Origin of the sequence: Burkholderia sp. ABCPW 11 (genome assembly GCF_001523445.1) — a bacterium.
Classification (GTDB): Bacteria; Pseudomonadota; Gammaproteobacteria; order Burkholderiales; family Burkholderiaceae; genus Burkholderia.
Genome location: NZ_LOVM01000095.1, coordinates 1 through 18,200, shown reverse-complemented (window position 1 = coordinate 18,200; position 18,200 = coordinate 1). Strand labels below are relative to the sequence as shown.

Below are 18,200 nucleotides of genomic sequence, written 5' to 3'. Positions count from 1 at the left end.
ATCGCCGAGCCGACGTTGTTGTTGATCGTGGTCGAACCGTCGCTGTTGTACGTCACGTACGACGGCGCCGAGATCGCCCCGGTGGTCGGATCGTAGGTAGCGCCGCCGCCGATCGCGCCGGCCGTGCTGTTGCCCAGGTTCGTGTTGTTGTTCGTGATCGAGCTCAAGCCCGTCGACAGCGAGCTCATGCCGGTCGACGTGGCGGTCGACAGCGAGGTCAGGTTGCTGTTCGTCGAGCTCAGGCCGGTGGAGAGCGAACCGACGATCGTCGAGGTCGACGTGGACAGCGACGTAATCGAGCTGTTGGTCGAGCTCAAGCCGGTGGACAGCGAGCCGACGACGGTCGACGTCGACGTGGACAGCGACGTCAGGTTGCTGTTCGTCGCGCTCAGGCCGGTGGACAACGAGCCGACGACGGTCGATGTCGACGTGGACAGCGACGTCAGGTTGCTGTTCGTCGCGCTCAGGCCGGTGGACAGCGAGCTGATGCCCGTCGAGGTCGACGTGGACAACGATGTCACCGTGCTGTTGGTCGAACTGAGGCCAGTGGACAGCGAACTGATACCCGTCGAGGTCGACGTGGACAACGACGTCACCGTGCTGTTGGTCGAGCTCAGGCCGGTGGACAGCGAACCGACGACCGTCGAGGTCGACGTGGACAACGACGTCACCGCGCTATTGGTCGAACTGAGGCCAGTGGACAGCGAACCGATGCCCGTGGACGTCGACGTGGACAGCGACGCGATCGAACTATTGGCCGACGACAGACCCGTCGATGTGGAAGTCGACAGCGACGTCACCGTGCTGTCGGTCGAGCTGAGCCCCGTGGACAACGAACCGATACCCGTCGAGGTCGACGTGGACAGCGACGCGATCGAACTATTGGCTGACGACAGGCCCGTCGACGTGGACGTCGACAGCGACGTGACCGTGCTGTCGGTCGAGCTCAGGCCGGTCGATAGGGAACCGATGCCGGTCGACGTCGAAGTCGACAACGACGTCACCGTGCTGTTGGTCGAGCTGAGACCGGTAGACAGCGAACTGATGCCGGTCGACGTCGAAGTCGACAACGACGTCACCGCGCTATTGGTCGAACTGAGGCCCGTCGACAACGACGAAACCCCGGTCGACAGCGACGTGATGCTCGACGCCGTCGACGTGGACAGCGAATCGAGTGCCGTGTTCGTCGCTGCGAGTTGCGACCCGTTGATCGCGTCCGTGCTCGACGAATCGATGCGCCCGGCCGCGACGTTGGTGATCTGGCGCTCGCTGCCCGCTTTGCCGACGCTGACCACGCTGGTCGGGTTGATGCCGTTGAAGTTGTACGTGACGCCGCCGATGACCGCGCTGGCCGTCGGATTCGGCGCGGCCGTCGTCGATCCCGAGCCGAGCGCGACATCGTTTGCGTTGTTGGCCACGGCCGATGCGCCGAACGCGACCGCCCCCGCCGCCGCTGCGGTCGACGTATTGCCGAGCGCCAGCGAACCCGTGCCCTGCGCGTTGTTGGTATTGCCGATCGCCACCGCGCCGTCGCCGTTCGCGGTGTTGTTCGAACCCATCGTGACCGCGCCGGTGCCGATCGCGCTGCTCGGATCGCCGATCGCGACCGCGCCGTTGCCGCTCACGGTCTGGCCGAAGCCGAGCGCGACGGCGCCCGTGCCGCCGAGCACCTTCGACGCGTTGCCGCCTGCGATCGAACCCGCACCGGCGGTTGCGGCGACCGAGTTGGAATCGCCGATCGCGACGGTCGAGCCGGCAGCCGCGACGCTGTTGATGCCGATCGCCGTCGCATTCGTCGCCGACGCCGTCGCGCCGGGCCCCAGCGCGCTGGAGGAAACGCCGGTCGCCAGCGCCAGATTGCCGAGCGCGGTCGCGAACTGCTGCGTCGCGGTCGCCTGCACGCCCGTCGCGATCGAACTGAGACCCGACGCATTGGCGTTCAGGCCGAATGCCAGCGCATTGTCCGCGCCGGCACTCGTGTTCGAGCCCATCGCGATCGAGCTCGTGCCGAGCGACTGCGTGCCCGAGCCGGGCACGCCCGCGGTGCCGCCCCAGCCGATCGCAATCGACGAGGTGCCCTTCGCGCCGCTGTTGACGCCCATCGCGACGCCGGAATTACCGGTCGCCAGCGCCCCGCTGCCGACGGCCACGCCTGCCGCGCCCGAACTGGTCGCCTGGTTGCCGAGTGCGACCGAGCCCGTGTCCGTGGCATGCGACGCATAGCCGAGCGAGACGCTCTGCGCGCCCGCCGCACTGGCACCGAGCCCCATTGCCGCCGCGTACTGGCCGGACGCCAGCGCGTTGTTGCCCAACCCGACGGCGGAAACGCCGGTCGCCGCGGCGCCGCTGCCCATCGCGACCGCGCCGCTTTGGGTCGCGCTCGACAGGTTGCCGATCGCGACCGCATAGGGACCCGAGCCGATTGCCTGCACGCCCATCGCCACGCTGTTGACACCGTTCGCTTGCGAGTTGATGCCGACGGCCGTCGAACCGTCGGCCATCGCATGCGCACCCGGGCCGAGCGCCGTGGCCGACAAGCCCTGCGCCGTCGACAGGTTGCCCACCGCGGTGGAATTCTGTTGCGCGGCGGTCGAACCGAGGCCGATCGAGATCGCCGTCACGCCGCCCGACGCGGTACCGCCATCCGGTGCGTACTGCGCATGTGCGCCCACATGGAACAACGCGAGATATGCGGACGCCATCAGCATGGCCAGCCGCCGCGGCGAAGGCATGCCCGCACGCGTCGAGCCGCTCGCGCTCGCGGCATGCGCCGCCGTGCGCCGCGACGACGCCACCCGCTTGCCGCGTGCCCGGTCAAGCTCCGAAGCCGCAACCCAGGCTCCCAATGCTTCGTTCCAGATCGACTTGAACGACTTGTTCATCTTGTGTTCCCTCGGTTCTCATGTGCTGGATGACGCAACGGCGAACGCGGCGTCAGGCGAAACGCGGACCCTCTCCGCTTTCGTCTGCTTCGCGATGCCCCCGCTTCTCACTTCGCATTACTAATAAAAACTACGAACAGCGTTGCTCGACACCCATCGCGAGTGCACGATCGATTCGCCGCGCATGCCCGTTGGCACGATGCGCGATGGCGATAGCCGGTTATCGATTCACGGAAGTCGACATCGCCTGCCCGGCGGCGACATGGCGCACGACGCGTCGCGAATCCGCACGCGCGCACCCCGTCGCACCCGCCGAAGGGCGACTTCGAATCTCATTCGGAAAAGCGTCGCTCGGACGCGGAACGGACGGACGCCGGCCCGCATCGCGGGCGGCCCGTCGTCTTTCATTCAGGCGGCGAAAGGCGCCATCCTGTCCCCGGGTTTGCGGCATGCGCCGCCGGATCGCTGACGCTGACAGCCGGCACCGGATCGATCGACCCGACACCCCGACCTGCCATGCTTGTCGTATTCATATTTTTCGTATCCGCCTGATTCGATAGAGCACCACGCGCGGCCTCCGGATCGATCAGACGCCCGGCGGCGCACGCGAAGTCACTCACCCCTTTCCGTCCGGCCGGCAACGGTTTTTTTCCGGATTTCCGGAAAAAACCGCCACTCGCCGAACGACCCCGGCATCGAATTAATCGATCGAATTTGCCTGACGATTTTCCTCGCCCGATGCCTCACCAACCAGCCCCATCTCGTCATTTCACGGCGCATCTTGTATATCTAAAAATTCCGCGAATTATGACGCCTTCATTACCCTCGTGCCCGTTATTCTTTTGCAACCACCTTCTCATTATCCGGGAATACCATTATTCAATGTGACATTGGATATTGGCTGCCCGAAGATGCAGCGGCGACCGCCATTTCGATGGCAGCAGGAAGCGTCCAAAGAACCGATTCCAGCCGCGCTGGGGCTAGTGTGCCGACATTTGTCCAAACAAACCTTTTCCGTAGCGGAAAAATACTTTTCCGTAGCGGACAGCATTTACATTCATACATATTTGCAGGAAATCCGATTTTTCCGTAAACATGAATACCCACCGGCATTACGTCGAATTCAGTCGAGCGACAATGAATCGGATAATTCGATTTACGCGGCCTCCAGCGAATTTCGACACCGCAAGCGTCAATTCATCAGACGGGCCATTTTCACCCATGAAATCATTAAACCGGAAATAACGACCGTAATTTTACGAATAGATTCGGCACATTTTTCCGATTCATTTTCCGGGAAAGCGGGCCACACCGCCGCGCCCCTGCGATGCCCATGCGACAAGCCCACACGCGCCACACGAAATCCCACCTTCGACGCTGTTGTCGACATATAATTTTTTGCAACAATCGTACAGATTGCGATGCCTCCGACCTGACAGGCCACTCCCCTTCCAACGCGTTCGCAACCATGTCATCCCGCTTGTCCAGTTCGGCGTCGCCACGCACCACGCCGGATCTCGCCGGCGCCCATGTTCTCATCGTCGACGACCGCCCGAACGACCTGCGGCTCCTGACCGAAATCCTGCGCACCGCGCAGTGCCGGATCAGCGTCGCGTTCGACGGGCTGCAGGCCTATCATCGTGCGCAGGCCATCGCGCCCGATCTGATCCTGATGGACGTCCGCATGCCGCGCATGGACGGTTTCGCCGCGAGCCGGCTGCTGGCGTCCACCCCGTCGACGCAATCCATTCCGGTGATCATCCTGACGGCCGCCGGCGATCTCGAGGATCGCATCGCGGGGCTCGAAACGGGGGCGATCGACTACATCGTCAAGCCGTTCGAACCGGCGGAAGTCATCGCGCGAATCCGCAATCACCTGAAGCGCGTGCGACGCAGCCAGCCATTCGCGCACCTGCCCGAATTGCCCGACAACCGCGACGCGGCGCTCGTGCGCGCGGCAAGCGACGTGCTGTTGCGCGACCTGCGCCATCCGCCGGCCCTCGAGGATCTCGCGAAGCAGGTCGGCACGCACGAAAAACGGCTGTCGCGCGCGTTCCGCGACCATCTCGGCCAGACCGTATTCGAGTACCTGCGCGACACGCGGCTGCGCGCCGCGATGCATTTCCTGTCGGAAACGTCGATGGGGATCGGCGACATCGCGGAGGAAATCGGCTTTTCCACCCCCGGCAATTTCGCGACGGCGTTCCGCGAACGCTTCGGCATCACGCCGTCCGACTGGCGGCGCCAGCGCCACGCGGTCGACGCGCCGGCCGCACCGGGGGGGCGCCACGGCGATGCGTAGGCACTGCGCGGCATGGGCGGCGGAATGTTGCACGTTGCTCCTGCTTCTGGCGGCGCTGGCCGTCACGTGCGCGACGGCGAGCGCCGCAACGACGCCGAATCCTGCACAACTCGAAGCCGTATCGGTTTTCGAAGACGCCGGCACGACGCTGTCCGTCGACGAGGTCGCCGCCCGGCTCGCCGAGCCGTCGCGTCACGCAGCCGCCACGGCCCGCACTGCATTCAACGTGACGTTTTCGCGCTCGGCCTGGTGGGTCCGCGCGACGCTGATCAACCGCGACGGCGACACGCGCCCGCTGGTGCTGGCGATTCGCGATGCGCGCGTCGACCGGGCCGATTTCTACGTCGACCGGCACGGCCAATGGATGCTCGAGCGCAGCTTCCCGACCGATCGCGGCGACGCGCACGACGCGCCGTCGCGCTACCCGACCCTCGAGGTCACGCTGCGCGCGGGCGAACAGCTTCCCGTGCTGATCCGCATCACATCGCGCAAGGAAATGCGCCTTGCGCCGGTCGCGTTCACCCGCGACGCGTGGATCGCGCAGGAGTTGCACGCGTCGATGTGGAACTTCGGATTCTTCGGCGGGCTGCTCGCGCTCGTCTGGTGCGCGCTGCTGATCGGCTTTTTCTCGCGCAGCGGGGTGTTCCACGTGCTGGCCACACTGGCCCTCAACACCGCGCTGTTCGAAGCGGCATACCGCGGCTATCTCGCGATGCTCCTGTCGCCCGGCGCGCGCGAGTGGTCGACGCGAGGCGAAACGATCTTCGCGTATCTGTCGGTCGCCTGCTTCATCGTCTTCATCCTGATGGTCGCGCATCGCGAGAAGGCGAAGATGCCGATGCGCGCGGTGTACGTGGTGTTTCTCGCGCTCGAATGCGCGGGGATAGCCGGTGCGGCGTTCGGCGATCTGGCGACCTTCGCGTGGTTCTGCCTGTGGCTGAACACCGTGCTCGCGATCGTGAACATCAGCCTGGCGTTGATGCTCGCGATCCGGCGCACGCCGACGGCCCGCGTGATGCTGATCGCGGTCGCGTTCGCGACGTTCAACATGCTGATCCGCATGCTCGACGGCCGCGATGCATTGCCGCCCGTGCTGTCGTGGATCCGGTCCGACGTCTATCCGAACCCCGTCATCGCGATCATCGGGCTCGCGACGCACCTGCTGGTGCTGGCCGCGTGGATTCACCACGTGGGCCGTCAGCGCACCGAGGCACGCAAGCGGCTCGAACACTGGCAGCTCACCGAGCAGGATCGGCTGCGCGACGAGGTCGCGCGGCGCACGGTTGCGCTCAACGATGCGTTGCAGCAGTCGAAAACGCACATGCAGCAGAAGATCGAGACGCTCGGCTACGTCAGCCACGATCTGCGCGCGCCGCTGTCGACGATCAACGGCTATGCGAAGCTGCTGCTGCAAGGCGCGACGCGCAGCCAGGCGCGGCTGATCCGGTCGATCGACCGCAGCATCCGCTACCAGCTCGCGCTGATCGACGAATTGCTCGCGTTCACGAAGGCCGAACTCCAGCCGCTCGGCGTCGCGCCCGACCGCACCGACCTGCCGGGGCTGCTGGACGACATCGGCCACTACGCGCTCGCGCTGTGTTCGCAGCAGGACAACCGGTTCGTCTATCAGCCGGTCACGCCGTTGCCGCGCACGGTGCTGATCGACGGCATCCGGCTGCAACAGGTGCTGCTGAACCTGCTGTCCAACGCATCGAAATTCACGCGCAACGGCACGGTCACGCTGTCGGTTCACGCGTCGCGCGAAGGCGATGCATGGCGCCTGCTGTTCGAGGTCGCCGATACGGGCATCGGCATCGACATCACTGCGACCACCGACATCTTCCGCGCGTACCAGCAGGTGCAGGCGGTGAACGGCGGCACCGGGCTCGGCCTGTTCATCGCGCAGCGCATCGTCGCCGTGATGGGCGGCGAGCTGTCCGTCGCGAGCCAGCCGGGAAGCGGCACGACGTTCTCGTTCGCCGTCGACGCGCCAGCCCTCGGTCATGCGCTCGTGCCGGTGTCGGGGCTCGTCAGGCGGTTTCATCCCGCCGACGAAGCGGAACCGGCCAGCGCCGCGCCCGCGATGCGCAGCCCGCCCGCCGACGCGCTCGCCGAGCTGATCGCGCTCGCCGGCGAAGGCCGGCTGACCGATATCGAGGAATGGCTCGGCCAGTATGCGGACGAGCCGGACCATGCGCCGTTCGTGCAGGAAATGCGCGAGCACCTCGATGCGCTGGACCTGCACGCGATCGAAAAACTGGCCGGCTCGCTGAAACGCATGCGCGTCGCCGATACGCCGTTCGACACCGAGGCGGACGCGGCCGGCACGGCCTGACGGCGCCGCGCACATCGTTCCGCCGCACGTCCCGCTACGAGCGCCGCATCGTCGATACCAGCGCGATGTCTTCTTCGGGTGGCGCCGGCCGCGCGGGGGCGGCGTGCGTCGGCCGCTGCGCGCCGAGCCCCGTGCCGCCGGTGCGGCGCCGCGCCGCGTGCCGCTCGATGACCCGCTGCAGCACGCAGAACACGCACAGCAGCGCGCCGATCACGATCCGCGTCCACCAGGAACTCAGCGTGCCGTCGAACGTGATCAGCACCTGGATCGTGCCGAGGATGCCGACCCCGAACACCGAGCCGATCACGTAGCCCACGCCGCCCGTCAGCAGCGTACCGCCGATCACGGTCGCGGCGATCGCGTCGAGCTCCATTCCCTGCGCCTGCAGCCCGTAGCCCGACAGCACGTACAGCGTGAACACCACGCCGCCGAGGGCCGAACAGAAGCCGCTCAACGCGTAGACGCCGATCTTCGTGCGCGCGACCGGCAAGCCCATCAGCAGCGCCGAGCGTTCGTTGCCGCCGACCGCATAGACGTTGCGGCCGAAGCGCGTGAAATGCGCGACGTAGATCGCGACGGCCAGCGTCGCGAGCGCGATCAGTGCACCGGCGCTCAGCGTGCCGCCGCCGACCGGCACGCTGATGCCCGCAATCGCATGGAACGCCGGCTCGTTGATCGTGATCGACTGCGTCGTGATCAGGAAGCACGCGCCGCGCGCGAGAAACATCCCGGCGAGCGTGACGATGAACGGCTGCAACCGGAAATAGTGGATCAGCGCGCCCATCGCCGCGCCGTACAGCGCGCCGAACGCGAGCGCGAGCGGCACGATCGCCCACACGGGCCAGTGCAGCCGTTCGGCGCCGACCGCGCAGAAGATCGTTGTCAGCGCAACGACTGAGCCGACCGACAGGTCGATGCCGCCCGACACGATCACGAACGTCATCCCGATCGCGACGATCAGCAGGAAGGCATTGTCGACGAGCAGCCCGGTCAGCACCTGCATCGAGAAAAAGCCCGTGTACATCACGGATCCGAAGCCGAACAGCGCGACGAACAGCACGATCGTCACGACGATCGGCAGCGTGCGCGGATCGGCGAGCCGGCCAAGGAAACGGTTCATCGCGGCGTTGCTCCGGTGGTGGTGGCGCGCGATCGCGCGGAAGGCAGCAGCCGCGACGCGTACCGGACGAGCAGCGCACGCGCCGCGTCCGACTGGATCAGCGTCACGACGATCACGACGACCGCCTTGACGACGAGCGTCGCCTCCGGCGGCACGCCGATCGAATAGGTCGTGTAGGTGAGCGTCTGGATGATCAGCGCGCCGAGCACCGAGCCGGCGAGACTGAAGCGGCCGCCGAGCAGCGACGTGCCGCCGAGCGTGACCGCGAGGATCGCGTCGAGTTCGAGCAGCAGCCCCGCGTTGTTGCCGTCGGCGCTGCGCACGTTCGAGCTCGCGAGGATGCCCGCAAGCGCCGACATCACGCCCGAGCACAGATACACGCCGAACACGACCGCGCCCGAGCGCAGCCCGACGAGCCGCGTCGCGACCGGGTTCACGCCGATCGCGCGAATGAACAGCCCGAGCGCCGTGCGGTTCACCAGCAGCGCGGTCGCGCCGATCGTCGCGAGCGCGATCCATACCGCGCACGGCACGGTCGCGAGATAGCCGCCGCCGAGCGCGAGGTAGCCCGGCGCGCCGATCGGGATGATCTGGCCGCCCGTCAGCAGTTGCGCGACGCCGCGCCCGGCCACCATCAGGATCAGCGTCGCGATGATCGGCTGCATCCCGACGAACGCGACGAGCAGCCCGTTCCACGCACCGGCCAGCAGCCCGACGCCGAGCGCGGCGGCCAGCGCCGCGCCGACCCGCGACGGGTCCGCCTCGAGCACGGTCGCGGCCGCCGCGCCGGCGATCGCGACGATCGCGCCGACCGAGATGTCGATCCCGCGCGTCGCGATCACGAGCGTCATCCCGAGCGACACGATCACGAGCGGCGCCGCGCGGTTCAGGATGTCGATCGGCGCGCCGAACAAATGGCCGTCGAGCAGCGCGATGGACAGGAAGCCGGGACGATGCGCGACGTCCAGTGCGAACAGCAGCGCGAGCGTCAGCACCGGCCACGCGAGCGAATGACGAAACAGCATGCGTAGCCACGTCATGACTGGCCTCCCGCGATCAACCGGTAAACCTGCTCTTCGGATGCGTCGGCGCCGGTCAGCTCTGCGACCTTGCGCCGGTCGCGCAGCACCGCGATCCGGTGGCTCACGCGCACGACCTCGCCGATCTCCGACGAGATGAACAGGATCGCGAGCCCCTGCGCGCACAGCGCGAGCACGCGCTCCATGATGTCGAACTTCGCGGCGACGTCGATGCCGCGCGTCGGCTCGTCGAGAATCAGCAGCTTCGGGTCCGTCGCGAGCCAGCGCGCGAGCAGCACCTTCTGCTGGTTGCCGCCCGACAGCAGCCCGATCGGCTGCTCCGCGTCGCGCGCCTTGATGCCGAGCCGGGCGATATACGTGTCGGCGATCTCGCGCTGCCGTGCCCGCCCGATCAGCCGCCACCAGCCGCGCCGCGCCTGCAGCGCGAGGACGATGTTCTCGCGGATCGACAGCGCGGCGACGATGCCCTCCTTCTTGCGGTCTTCCGGGCAATACGCGATGCCGTTGCGCACCGCATCGTGCGGCGACGCGAGCCGCTTGCGCGCGCCGTCGATCTCGATCGCGCCGGTATCCGGGCGCGCCGCGGCGAACGCCAGCTGCGCCGTTTCGGTGCGGCCCGAGCCGAGCAGCCCGGCCAGCCCGACGATCTCGCCGGGGCGCACGTCGAGATCGAGCGCGCTCATCATCCCGCGCCGGCCGACCCGCTGCATCGACAGGAACGGCGCGGCGGCCGCGGCGGTACGCTCGACCGCCGCGGCGCCGGCCTGCAGCGTGTCGGACATGCGCTCGCGGCCGGTCATCTTCGCGACCAGCGCGTCGACCGGCAGGTCGCGCGCAAGGTACTCGCCTTCGCGCTCGCCGTTGCGCATCACGGTGATCCGGTCGGACACCGCATAGGTCTGCTCGAGAAAATGCGTGACGAACAGGATCGCGATGCCCGACGCCTTCAGCCGGCGCAACACGTCGAACAGCCGCGCGACCTCGCCGTCATCGAGGCTCGAGGTCGGCTCGTCGAGAATCAGCACGCGAGCGTCGACCGACACCGCACGCGCGATCGCGACCATCTGCTGCACCGCGATCGGATACGCGTCGAGCGAGCGCGTGACGTCGAGCGACAGGTCGAGTTCGGCGAGCGCCGCCCGCGCGCGCGCATGGATCGTGTTCCAGTCGATCGCGCCGCGCCGCATCGGCTGCCGGCCCGCGAAGATGTTCTCGGCGACCGACAGGTTCGCGCACAGGTTCACTTCCTGATACAGCGTCTGAATGCCGGCCGCCTCGGCCTCGCGCGGCGCGGCAAAGCGCACGGGCCGGCCGCCGACGCGAATCTCGCCCGCATCGTGCGCATGCACGCCGGTGAGCACGTTGATCAGCGTCGACTTGCCCGCGCCGTTCTGGCCCATCAGCGCGTGGATCTCGCCCGGAAACAGCCGGAAGTCCACGCGCTGCAGCGCGCTGACGCCCGGAAACGACTTGTCGATGCCGATCATCTCGACCACCGGCGCACTCTCCATGCATCCTCCGTCGAAGCGTCGCCGGACGGTGGCCGACAGGCCGCCGCCCGTGCGCACAGGTCAGTACTTCCGGGTCGGCAGCACCTGTGCCGCGACGTTCATCGGGAACACCGTCTCGTTGGTCACGATGCGCTTGGGCAACTGCTTGCCGGCGACGACGTCCTTCACCGCGCTCATCAGTTGCGGGCCGAGCAGCGGGCTGCATTCGACGTCGACGTTGATCTTGCCCGCGATCATCGCCTGGAAGCCGCCCTTGGTCGCGTCGAACGACACGACGCTCACGTCCTTGCCGGGCTTGATCCCGGCCTCTTCCATCGCCTGGATCGCGCCGAGCGCCATGTCGTCGTTGTGCGCGTAGACGACGTTGATCTGCTTGCCGTAGGTCTTCGCGAACGCTTCCATCACCTGCTTGCCGCCGGCGAGCGTGAAGTCGCCGCTCTGCGACGCGATCACCTTGAATTTCGGGTTGTTCTTGATCACTTCGAGCAGGCCTGCGCGGCGATCGTTGGCCGGCGCGGAGCCGACCGTGCCCTGCAGCTCGACGATGTTGATCGGGCCCGCGTCGTTCTTGTAACGCTCTTCCATCCAGTGGCCGGCGCGCCGCCCTTCCTCGAGGAAGTCGGAGCCGATCATCGTCACGTACAGCGACGGGTCCTTCACGTCGACCGCGCGGTCGGTCAGGATCACCGGAATATGCGCGGCCTTCGCCTCGGTCAGCACGGGCTCCCAGCCCGATTCGACGACCGGCGAGAACGCGATCACGTCGACCTTCTGCGCGATGAACGAGCGGATCGCGCGAATCTGGTTCTCCTGCTTCTGCTGCGCGTCGGAAAACTTCAGGTTGATGCCGGCGTCCTTCGCCGCGCTCTTCACCGACACGGTGTTCGCGGTGCGCCATGCGCTTTCGGCGCCGACCTGCGAGAACCCGAGCGTGATCGGCTTTTGCTGCGCGTGCGCGCCGGTGGCCAACGCCGCCGTCGCCGCGACGATCGCGGTGGCCGCCAGCTTCCTGATGAATGTCATGGTCCGTCTCCGATGATGTCGTTGTGTGCCGCGGCGCTGTTGTGTTTCTGCGTGGCGCTGGCGCGGATCGGGCTGTGCCGGCCGGTGTGTCCGGTCGGCGCGGTATACGAGCCCCGCATCAGTCTAGGAACAAGTCCGATAACCTTCCAATGAAATATTGGATTGAGGCGATGCCGGAATCGACATACGTATAAACACCTAACCCGCCGGATCGGCCGTGCGGCACGGCGCACGGTTCTTGCTCGCCGCAATGGCGGTTCGCACCCCATGCCAGGCTCCCGCCCATCACGCGAACCCAAAGGAGACACACATGATCGCCGCCCGTGAGCGCGGGTCGCCGCGCACCGACGTCGCCGCCGGCCGGCGCCTCGCGACATGAAGCAGCCCGCTTCGAGCGCTATCGCGGCGCTGCGCCATGTCGACGACCGTCGCCCCGGCTACACGCGCCGGCGGCTTCGCCACGGCTTTGCGTATTACGGGCCGGACGGTGCGCGGGTTCGCGATCCCGACGAAATCGCCCGCATCGACGCGCTTGCGATTCCGCCCGCGTACACCGACGTCTGGATTTGCATGGACCCGCTCGGCCATCTGCAGGCAACGGGCCGCGACGCGCGCGGCCGCAAGCAGTATCGTTATCATCCGCAGTGGCGCGCGACCCGCGATGCGAACAAGTACGCGCGGATGGCCGCGTTCGCGCGGGCGCTGCCGCGCATCCGCGCGCGCGTCGCGCGCGATCTGGCGTTGCCGGGCATGCCGCGCGACAAGGTCGTGGCGACGATCGTCCGCTTGCTCGACACGACGCTCGCGCGGATCGGCAACGCGGAATATGCGCGCGAAAACGGCTCGTACGGGCTGACGACGCTGCGCAAGCGCCATCTGAAGATCCAGCCTGGCCAGGTGCGGCTGCGCTTCGCCGGCAAGAGCGGGATCGAGCACGACGTGACGGTCGACGACGCGCGGGTCGCGCGCATCGTGCGGCGTTGCGCGGAGCTGCCCGGTCACGAGTTGTTCCAGTATGTGGACGACGACGGCGCACGCCATCCGGTCGGGTCGTCCGACGTGAACGACTACCTGCGCGAGGCCGGCGGCGCCGATTTCACCGCAAAGGACTACCGGACCTGGGCCGGCAGCGTGCACGCGCTCGCATTGCTGCGGCGCGTGGAGCACCGCGGTGTCACGCATGCCCGCAAGCAGATCGTCGAGACCGTGCGCGCGGTGGCCGACCTGCTGCGCAACACGCCGGCCGTGTGCCGGCGCTGCTACATCCACCCGGCCGTGCTCGACGCATTCGAGGCGGGCACGCTCGCCGCGCTCTCGGTCCGGCGTACGCCGCGTGGCCTGCGGGCGGATGAAGCGGCGTTCGTCGCATTGCTGGTATCCGCGCGCCGGCGAATGGCGAAATGAATGGCGAGATGACCATCCACGCCGCGCCTCCGCCCGGCGGGGCGCCATTGGCGCCGCTCCCCCGGGCGTGTCGTTTACCACCGGTTTCCGGGCGCATGACCGATAGCCGCTCGCGCCCGTTTCTCTAAACTGGTTCGCACAACACACCTGCCCGGTGTCGTCCGCCGCGCGCGTCACGCCACCGGCATCGAGGCATCCCCGAGACATCCGCCTTCGCTGTCCGTCGGTCCGCACGACCTCGCCGCATTCCCGCCGGCCGGTTGCCAAGGCAATTCCAGGAGAGTTCATTGAGCCCGTCGCAAGCGCACCCCGCGAAAGCCCGGCCTTCGCGCAAGTCCGTCAAGCTGGACGACATCACGATCGTCGACCCTGCCGTCCTCAAGCGCGCGGTCGGCGCGATGGCGTTCGGCAATGCGATGGAATGGTTCGACTTCGGCGTCTACAGCTATATCGCCGTCACGCTCGGCAAGGTGTTCTTCCCGTCCAGCAGCCCGTCCGCGCAGTTGCTCGCCACCTTCGGCACGTTCGCGGCCGCGTTCCTCGTGCGCCCGCTCGGCGGCATGGTCTTCGGCCCGCTCGGCGACCGCATCGGCCGTCAGCGCGTGCTCGCCGCCACGATGATCATGATGGCCGTCGGCACCTTCGCGATCGGCCTGATCCCGAGCTACGCGTCCATCGGCATCATGGCGCCCGTGCTGCTGCTCGTCGCCCGCCTGGTGCAGGGCTTCTCCACCGGCGGCGAGTACGGCGGCGCCGCCACCTTCATCGCCGAGTTCTCCACCGACAAGCGCCGCGGCTTCATGGGCAGCTTCCTCGAATTCGGCACGCTGATCGGCTATACGCTCGGCGCCGCCACGGTCGCGCTGTTGACCGCCACGCTGTCGCAGGACGCGCTGCTGTCGTGGGGCTGGCGCGTGCCGTTCTTCATCGCCGGCCCGCTCGGCCTCGTGGGCCTCTACGTGCGGCTCAAGCTCGAGGAAACCCCGGCATTCAGGAAGGAGGCCGAAGCACGCGAAGCGGACGAACGCGCGCGGCCGAAGCAGCGCTTCGCGACGCTGCTCGTCGAACAGTGGAAGCCGCTGCTGCAATGCGTCGGCCTGGTGCTGATCTTCAACGTGACCGACTACATGGCGCTGTCGTACCTGCCGAGCTACCTGTCCGCGGCGCTGCACGTTCGCGAATCGCACGGGCTCTTCATGGTGCTGCTCGTGATGGTGCTGATGATGCCGATGACGCTGTACACCGGGCACCTGTCGGACAAGGTCGGCCGCAAGCCGGTGATGATGGCCGGCTGCGTGGGCCTGCTCGCGCTGTCGGTGCCGGCGCTGATGCTGATCCGCACCGGCGGCATGCTGCCGATCTTCGGCGGGATGCTGATCTACGGCATCCTGCTGTCGACGTTCACGGGCGTGATGCCGTCGGCGCTGCCTGCCCTCTTCCCGACGCGCATCCGCTACGGCGCGCTCGCGATCGGCTTCAACGTGTCGGTGTCGCTGTTCGGCGGCACGACGCCGCTCGTCGCCGCATGGTTGGTCGATCGCACCGGCGACCTGATGATGCCCGCGTACTACCTGATGGGCGCGTCGTTCATCGGCATCGTGTCGGTGCTCGCGTTGCGCGAGACCGCGCGCCGGCCGCTGCCCGGCTCCGGGCCGTGCGTGGCGAGCCGCGCGGAAGCGCTGAGCCTCGTGCGCGGCGGTGCCGACGAAGCGCGTGTGCGCGACCGGAAGTTCACGCCGGTCAGCGAGCGCGCATGACGCGGGTCGATGCGGCGCCGCGCGGCCCGCGTGCGTCGCCGTTCGCGTGACCGTCAGTTCGACGGCAGTTGCTGCGCGTCGAACCAGTCGAGCAGCGTGCGCGTGACGAACGCAGGATTCTCCAGGTTCGAGATATGGCCGGCGTCGGGCACCAGCGCATGCGCGCAGCCGATCACGCTCGCCATCTTCACGGTTTCCGACGGCGGGCGCGCCATGTCGCCCGCGCCGCACATCAGCAGCGTGCGTGCGGCATCGAGTTCGGCGAGTGCCGGCAGCGTGTCGGGCCGGCCGAAGATCAGCCGGCCGAGCGGCGCGATCGATTGCCGCAGCCGGTCGGCGGGCAGGTTCGCGAGCGCATGGCGAAACGCCGTCGGCACCGGATCGTCGAGGTTGACATCCGGCCGGAAGAACAGCGGCACGATCGCGTCGAGCAGCGGCGGCGCGATGCGGCCCGCGGCCTCGATCGCATCGAGCATCCCGAAATAGCGCATGCGCGTCGCATCGGGCTCGGCCTCGAGCGACGCGTCCATGATCACGAGCGAACGCACGCGCCGCGGCTCGCGCAACGCGAGCCGTGCGCCCCACATGCCGCCGACGCTGAGCCCGACGATCGCGCACTGTTCGATGTCCAGCGCGTCGAGCAGCGCGCTCGCGTGCGCGGCGAGATCGTCGAGCGTGTGCGTGCCGTCCGGCAGCGCGCCCGATTCGCCATGCCCCCACAGGTCCGGCACGATCACGCGATACTTGCGCGACAGCGCGTCGAGCTGCGGCGCCCACATCGTCGCGTCCCACAGATAGCTGTGCCCGAGCAGCACCGGAAAACCGGCGCCGTGATCGTGGTAATGCAGGGTACTGCGCTGGATGCTGTGTGCGGGCATGCTGTCTCCGAATGTCAGGACTCGGCGGTGGCCCGGAAACGGGCGCCGCGGTTGGCGGCGTTCTGCGACGAACGCGAAGCGGCGCATCATCGCACAGGTTGCAGGTGCCGCGCATGACACCGCGCACGACGCTATCGCGGCGCCGCGTTATCCCACGCGATACATCGGCACCACGTTGCTGTCGGCGGTGTCCTGCTCCGTCGCGAGCGGGTGACACGCTTGTTCGAGCAGCCAGTTGGTCAGCACCGCGATGTCGAATTCGTTGCACGCATCGGGGTTCTGCACGAGTACGTAGCTGCCCGATGCAACGGTGCAGTGCGGGAACAGCTCGACGAGCCGCCCCTGCTTCAACAGCCCGTCGACCAGCGGCCGCCTTCCGATTGCGATGCCGTGCCCGTCGACCGCGGCCTGGACCAGTTGATCGTACTGGCTGAAGTGCAGCGCGCCGGCCGGCCGCAGCCGCGGCACGCCGAGTTCCTTCAGCAAATGGCTCCATCCGTGCCACGGCCATTCGCCGCGCGGGTCGTCGAGATGCAGCAGCACGTGCTTGTCGAGGTCGGCCGGCTTCATCGACGCGGCGTCGCCCGCCGCCGTCATCAGGCTCGGGCTGCACACCGCCACGACACGCTCGCGAAACAGCACGTCCGTCTCGTCGGTCGACGTATACGGGCCTGCATAGCGCACGGCCAGGTGCAAACGTTTGCGTTTAAGATCTTCAATTTCGCTCGTTGCGGACACGCGCACGTCGATGTCCGGATAGCTGGCGCGGAACGAACCGAGACGCGGAATCAGCCACAGCGCGGCGAACGAGACGGTGGTCGACAACGAGATGGCGCGCTGGCCGACACTCGACGACAGCTTGCCGACCACCGATTCCAGGTCGGACAACGCGAACGAGATCGCGTCGTACAGCTCGCGCCCCTTGTCGGTCAGCGTCAACGAACGAATGTGCCGATGGAAAAGCTCGATCCGGAGCTGCTCTTCGAGCGCCTTGACCTGCCGACTCACGGCCGATTGCGTGACGTTCAATTCCTGCCCCGCACGCGTGAAGCTCAAATGGCGCGCCGCGCATTCGAAGCCTCTCAGGAAATCCAGCGAAGGCAGACTTCTCAATCGCTTTGCCAATCTCACATTAGCCATACCGCCGCCTCAAAGTTGCACCCATCGACAGGCAAGTTGCCGTTCGTCTCCCTGACTCGTCTCTCCTATTTGGATTCGGAAACGATTTTATATTGAAGCATGGATACATATCATTCTTATTTTCAATCGTGACACTTGTATTTATCTATCGATTTTCATCGCACCACTACGCTTACATTAACATTATCCGGTTGTGATTTTGTAAATTAATATGCGAACTAATCGAGGGCTCGACAGGTTCGATAAATTCTCGCAAAAAGAGCCGATTTTCCGCCAAATTCGCTGCCATCGCAGCGGTTTCTCCGTATAGACGGAGACGAAACCCGAAGCCTACGATTCAATTTCAATTTGCCGACTTTTCCATTTTGTTTTCCGGATTGCGAAAGACAAATTGCCTGCAACAGACACAAAAAATTCAATTAAATCCGGAATCCGATGTTTATTAACAAATACTAAACACATGAAATTCCAGCTCACCATCCGATTTCAGAAACTGATGAAGCGATTATTTCCGGAAATGAATAATCCGCCGGCCGGCAGCGCCGGTCGGCGTAGAGGGCGTTCACATGTCGGCCGGAATCCGGCCTGCACCGCGACAGCCGGATGTGTCGATCCGCTACGGGTTGTCCACCGCGCCATTGACCCGCGCCGTCACTTCGCGACGGTAGCGGTTCAGCTCCTGCGCGGTCGCGAACGTGCGCTCGAACAGGATCGACAGGTTGTGCAGGATCCGCTCGACGACCTTCTTCTCCCACTCGCCGTCGAAACGGATCTGCTCGTCGAGCCAGCGCTCGAGCCATTCCGGATC

At 66.7% G+C, this 18,200-nt stretch carries 12 protein-coding genes and 1 pseudogene; 4 read left to right on the top strand and 9 right to left on the bottom strand.

The features are described 5' to 3' along the window. Positions 1–2,882, bottom strand: a 2,882-nt coding sequence (locus WS61_RS35105) for an ESPR-type extended signal peptide-containing protein (protein WP_257127387.1), incomplete at its 3' end; no start/stop codon positions are given. A 1,192-nt stretch (positions 2,883–4,074) separates the two neighbouring features. Continuing rightward, positions 4,075–4,326, bottom strand: coding sequence for a hypothetical protein (locus WS61_RS35100; RefSeq protein WP_157692797.1), 252 nt, complete (start codon positions 4,324–4,326; stop codon positions 4,075–4,077). Between the two features lie 24 nt (positions 4,327–4,350). Here WS61_RS35100 and WS61_RS31060 point away from each other — a divergent pair, with 24 nt between their 5' ends. Both WS61_RS31060 and WS61_RS31055 read left to right on the top strand, forming a co-directional pair. Further along, positions 4,351–5,184: a response regulator gene (locus WS61_RS31060; RefSeq protein ID WP_059506342.1), complete on the top strand. Its 834-nt coding sequence runs from the start codon at positions 4,351–4,353 to the stop codon at positions 5,182–5,184. Further along, a complete protein-coding gene (locus WS61_RS31055; RefSeq protein WP_059506341.1) occupies positions 5,177–7,519 on the top strand; it encodes a sensor histidine kinase in 2,343 nt (780 codons plus the stop codon). The genes WS61_RS31060 and WS61_RS31055 overlap by 8 nt, the downstream gene beginning before the upstream one ends. A gap of 34 nt (positions 7,520–7,553) precedes the next feature. Here the strand turns inward: WS61_RS31055 and yjfF are convergent, their stop codons facing one another. The 4 genes from yjfF to WS61_RS31035 are packed head-to-tail and all read right to left on the bottom strand — an operon-like array spanning position 7,554 to position 12,213. Then, entirely contained in the window at positions 7,554–8,639 is a 1,086-nt protein-coding gene (gene yjfF / locus WS61_RS31050) for a galactofuranose ABC transporter, permease protein YjfF (RefSeq protein ID WP_034208984.1), read from the bottom strand. Then, positions 8,636–9,679: an ABC transporter permease gene (locus WS61_RS31045; RefSeq protein ID WP_059506339.1), complete on the bottom strand. Its 1,044-nt coding sequence runs from the start codon at positions 9,677–9,679 to the stop codon at positions 8,636–8,638. Before WS61_RS31045 ends, yjfF begins: the two co-directional genes overlap by 4 nt. Beyond that, positions 9,676–11,190, bottom strand: a complete 1,515-nt coding sequence (locus WS61_RS31040; RefSeq protein WP_059506337.1) for a sugar ABC transporter ATP-binding protein — start codon at positions 11,188–11,190, stop codon at positions 9,676–9,678. The genes WS61_RS31045 and WS61_RS31040 overlap by 4 nt, the downstream gene beginning before the upstream one ends. Positions 11,191–11,250: 60 nt before the next feature. After that, a complete protein-coding gene (locus tag WS61_RS31035) occupies positions 11,251–12,213 on the bottom strand; it encodes an ABC transporter substrate-binding protein (protein WP_059506329.1) in 963 nt (320 codons plus the stop codon). 375 nt (positions 12,214–12,588) lie between these two features. On the opposite strand from WS61_RS31035, the gene WS61_RS31030 reads away from it, so the two are divergent. Together WS61_RS31030 and proP are read left to right on the top strand one after the other, a co-directional pair. Next, the gene (locus tag WS61_RS31030) at positions 12,589–13,617 is read left to right on the top strand and encodes a DNA topoisomerase IB (RefSeq protein ID WP_059506326.1); all 1,029 of its coding nucleotides are present in this window, start codon (positions 12,589–12,591) and stop codon (positions 13,615–13,617) included. 287 nt (positions 13,618–13,904) lie between these two features. Then, the gene (gene proP / locus WS61_RS31025) at positions 13,905–15,374 is read left to right on the top strand and encodes a glycine betaine/L-proline transporter ProP (RefSeq protein ID WP_059506324.1); all 1,470 of its coding nucleotides are present in this window, start codon (positions 13,905–13,907) and stop codon (positions 15,372–15,374) included. Between the two features lie 53 nt (positions 15,375–15,427). On the opposite strand, the gene WS61_RS31020 is transcribed toward proP, so the two are convergent. The 3 genes and pseudogenes from WS61_RS31020 to WS61_RS31010 all read right to left on the bottom strand — a co-directional run. After that, positions 15,428–16,252, bottom strand: a complete 825-nt coding sequence (locus tag WS61_RS31020; protein WP_059506344.1) for an alpha/beta fold hydrolase — start codon at positions 16,250–16,252, stop codon at positions 15,428–15,430. Positions 16,253–16,399: 147 nt separating this feature from the next. Further along, positions 16,400–17,392, bottom strand: a complete 993-nt coding sequence (locus WS61_RS31015; protein WP_059506322.1) for a LysR substrate-binding domain-containing protein — start codon at positions 17,390–17,392, stop codon at positions 16,400–16,402. Between the two features lie 616 nt (positions 17,393–18,008). Next, a pseudogene (locus WS61_RS31010) lies at positions 18,009–18,200 on the bottom strand (ferritin-like domain-containing protein); the annotation flags it as partial.

Bases quoted from the DNA above. Each gene is read 5' to 3' on its own strand.
- WS61_RS31060 (WP_059506342.1), top strand. From the start codon at position 4,351: ATGTCATCCCGCTTGTCCAGTTCGGCGTCGCCACGCACCACGCCGGAT.
- WS61_RS31055 (WP_059506341.1), top strand. From the start codon at position 5,177: ATGCGTAGGCACTGCGCGGCATGGGCGGCGGAATGTTGCACGTTGCTC.
- yjfF (WP_034208984.1), bottom strand. From the start codon at position 8,639: ATGAACCGTTTCCTTGGCCGGCTCGCCGATCCGCGCACGCTGCCGATC.
- WS61_RS31045 (WP_059506339.1), bottom strand. From the start codon at position 9,679: ATGACGTGGCTACGCATGCTGTTTCGTCATTCGCTCGCGTGGCCGGTG.
- WS61_RS31040 (WP_059506337.1), bottom strand. From the start codon at position 11,190: ATGGAGAGTGCGCCGGTGGTCGAGATGATCGGCATCGACAAGTCGTTT.
- WS61_RS31035 (WP_059506329.1), bottom strand. From the start codon at position 12,213: ATGACATTCATCAGGAAGCTGGCGGCCACCGCGATCGTCGCGGCGACG.
- WS61_RS31030 (WP_059506326.1), top strand. From the start codon at position 12,589: ATGAAGCAGCCCGCTTCGAGCGCTATCGCGGCGCTGCGCCATGTCGAC.
- WS61_RS31020 (WP_059506344.1), bottom strand. From the start codon at position 16,252: ATGCCCGCACACAGCATCCAGCGCAGTACCCTGCATTACCACGATCAC.
- WS61_RS31015 (WP_059506322.1), bottom strand. From the start codon at position 17,392: ATGGCTAATGTGAGATTGGCAAAGCGATTGAGAAGTCTGCCTTCGCTG.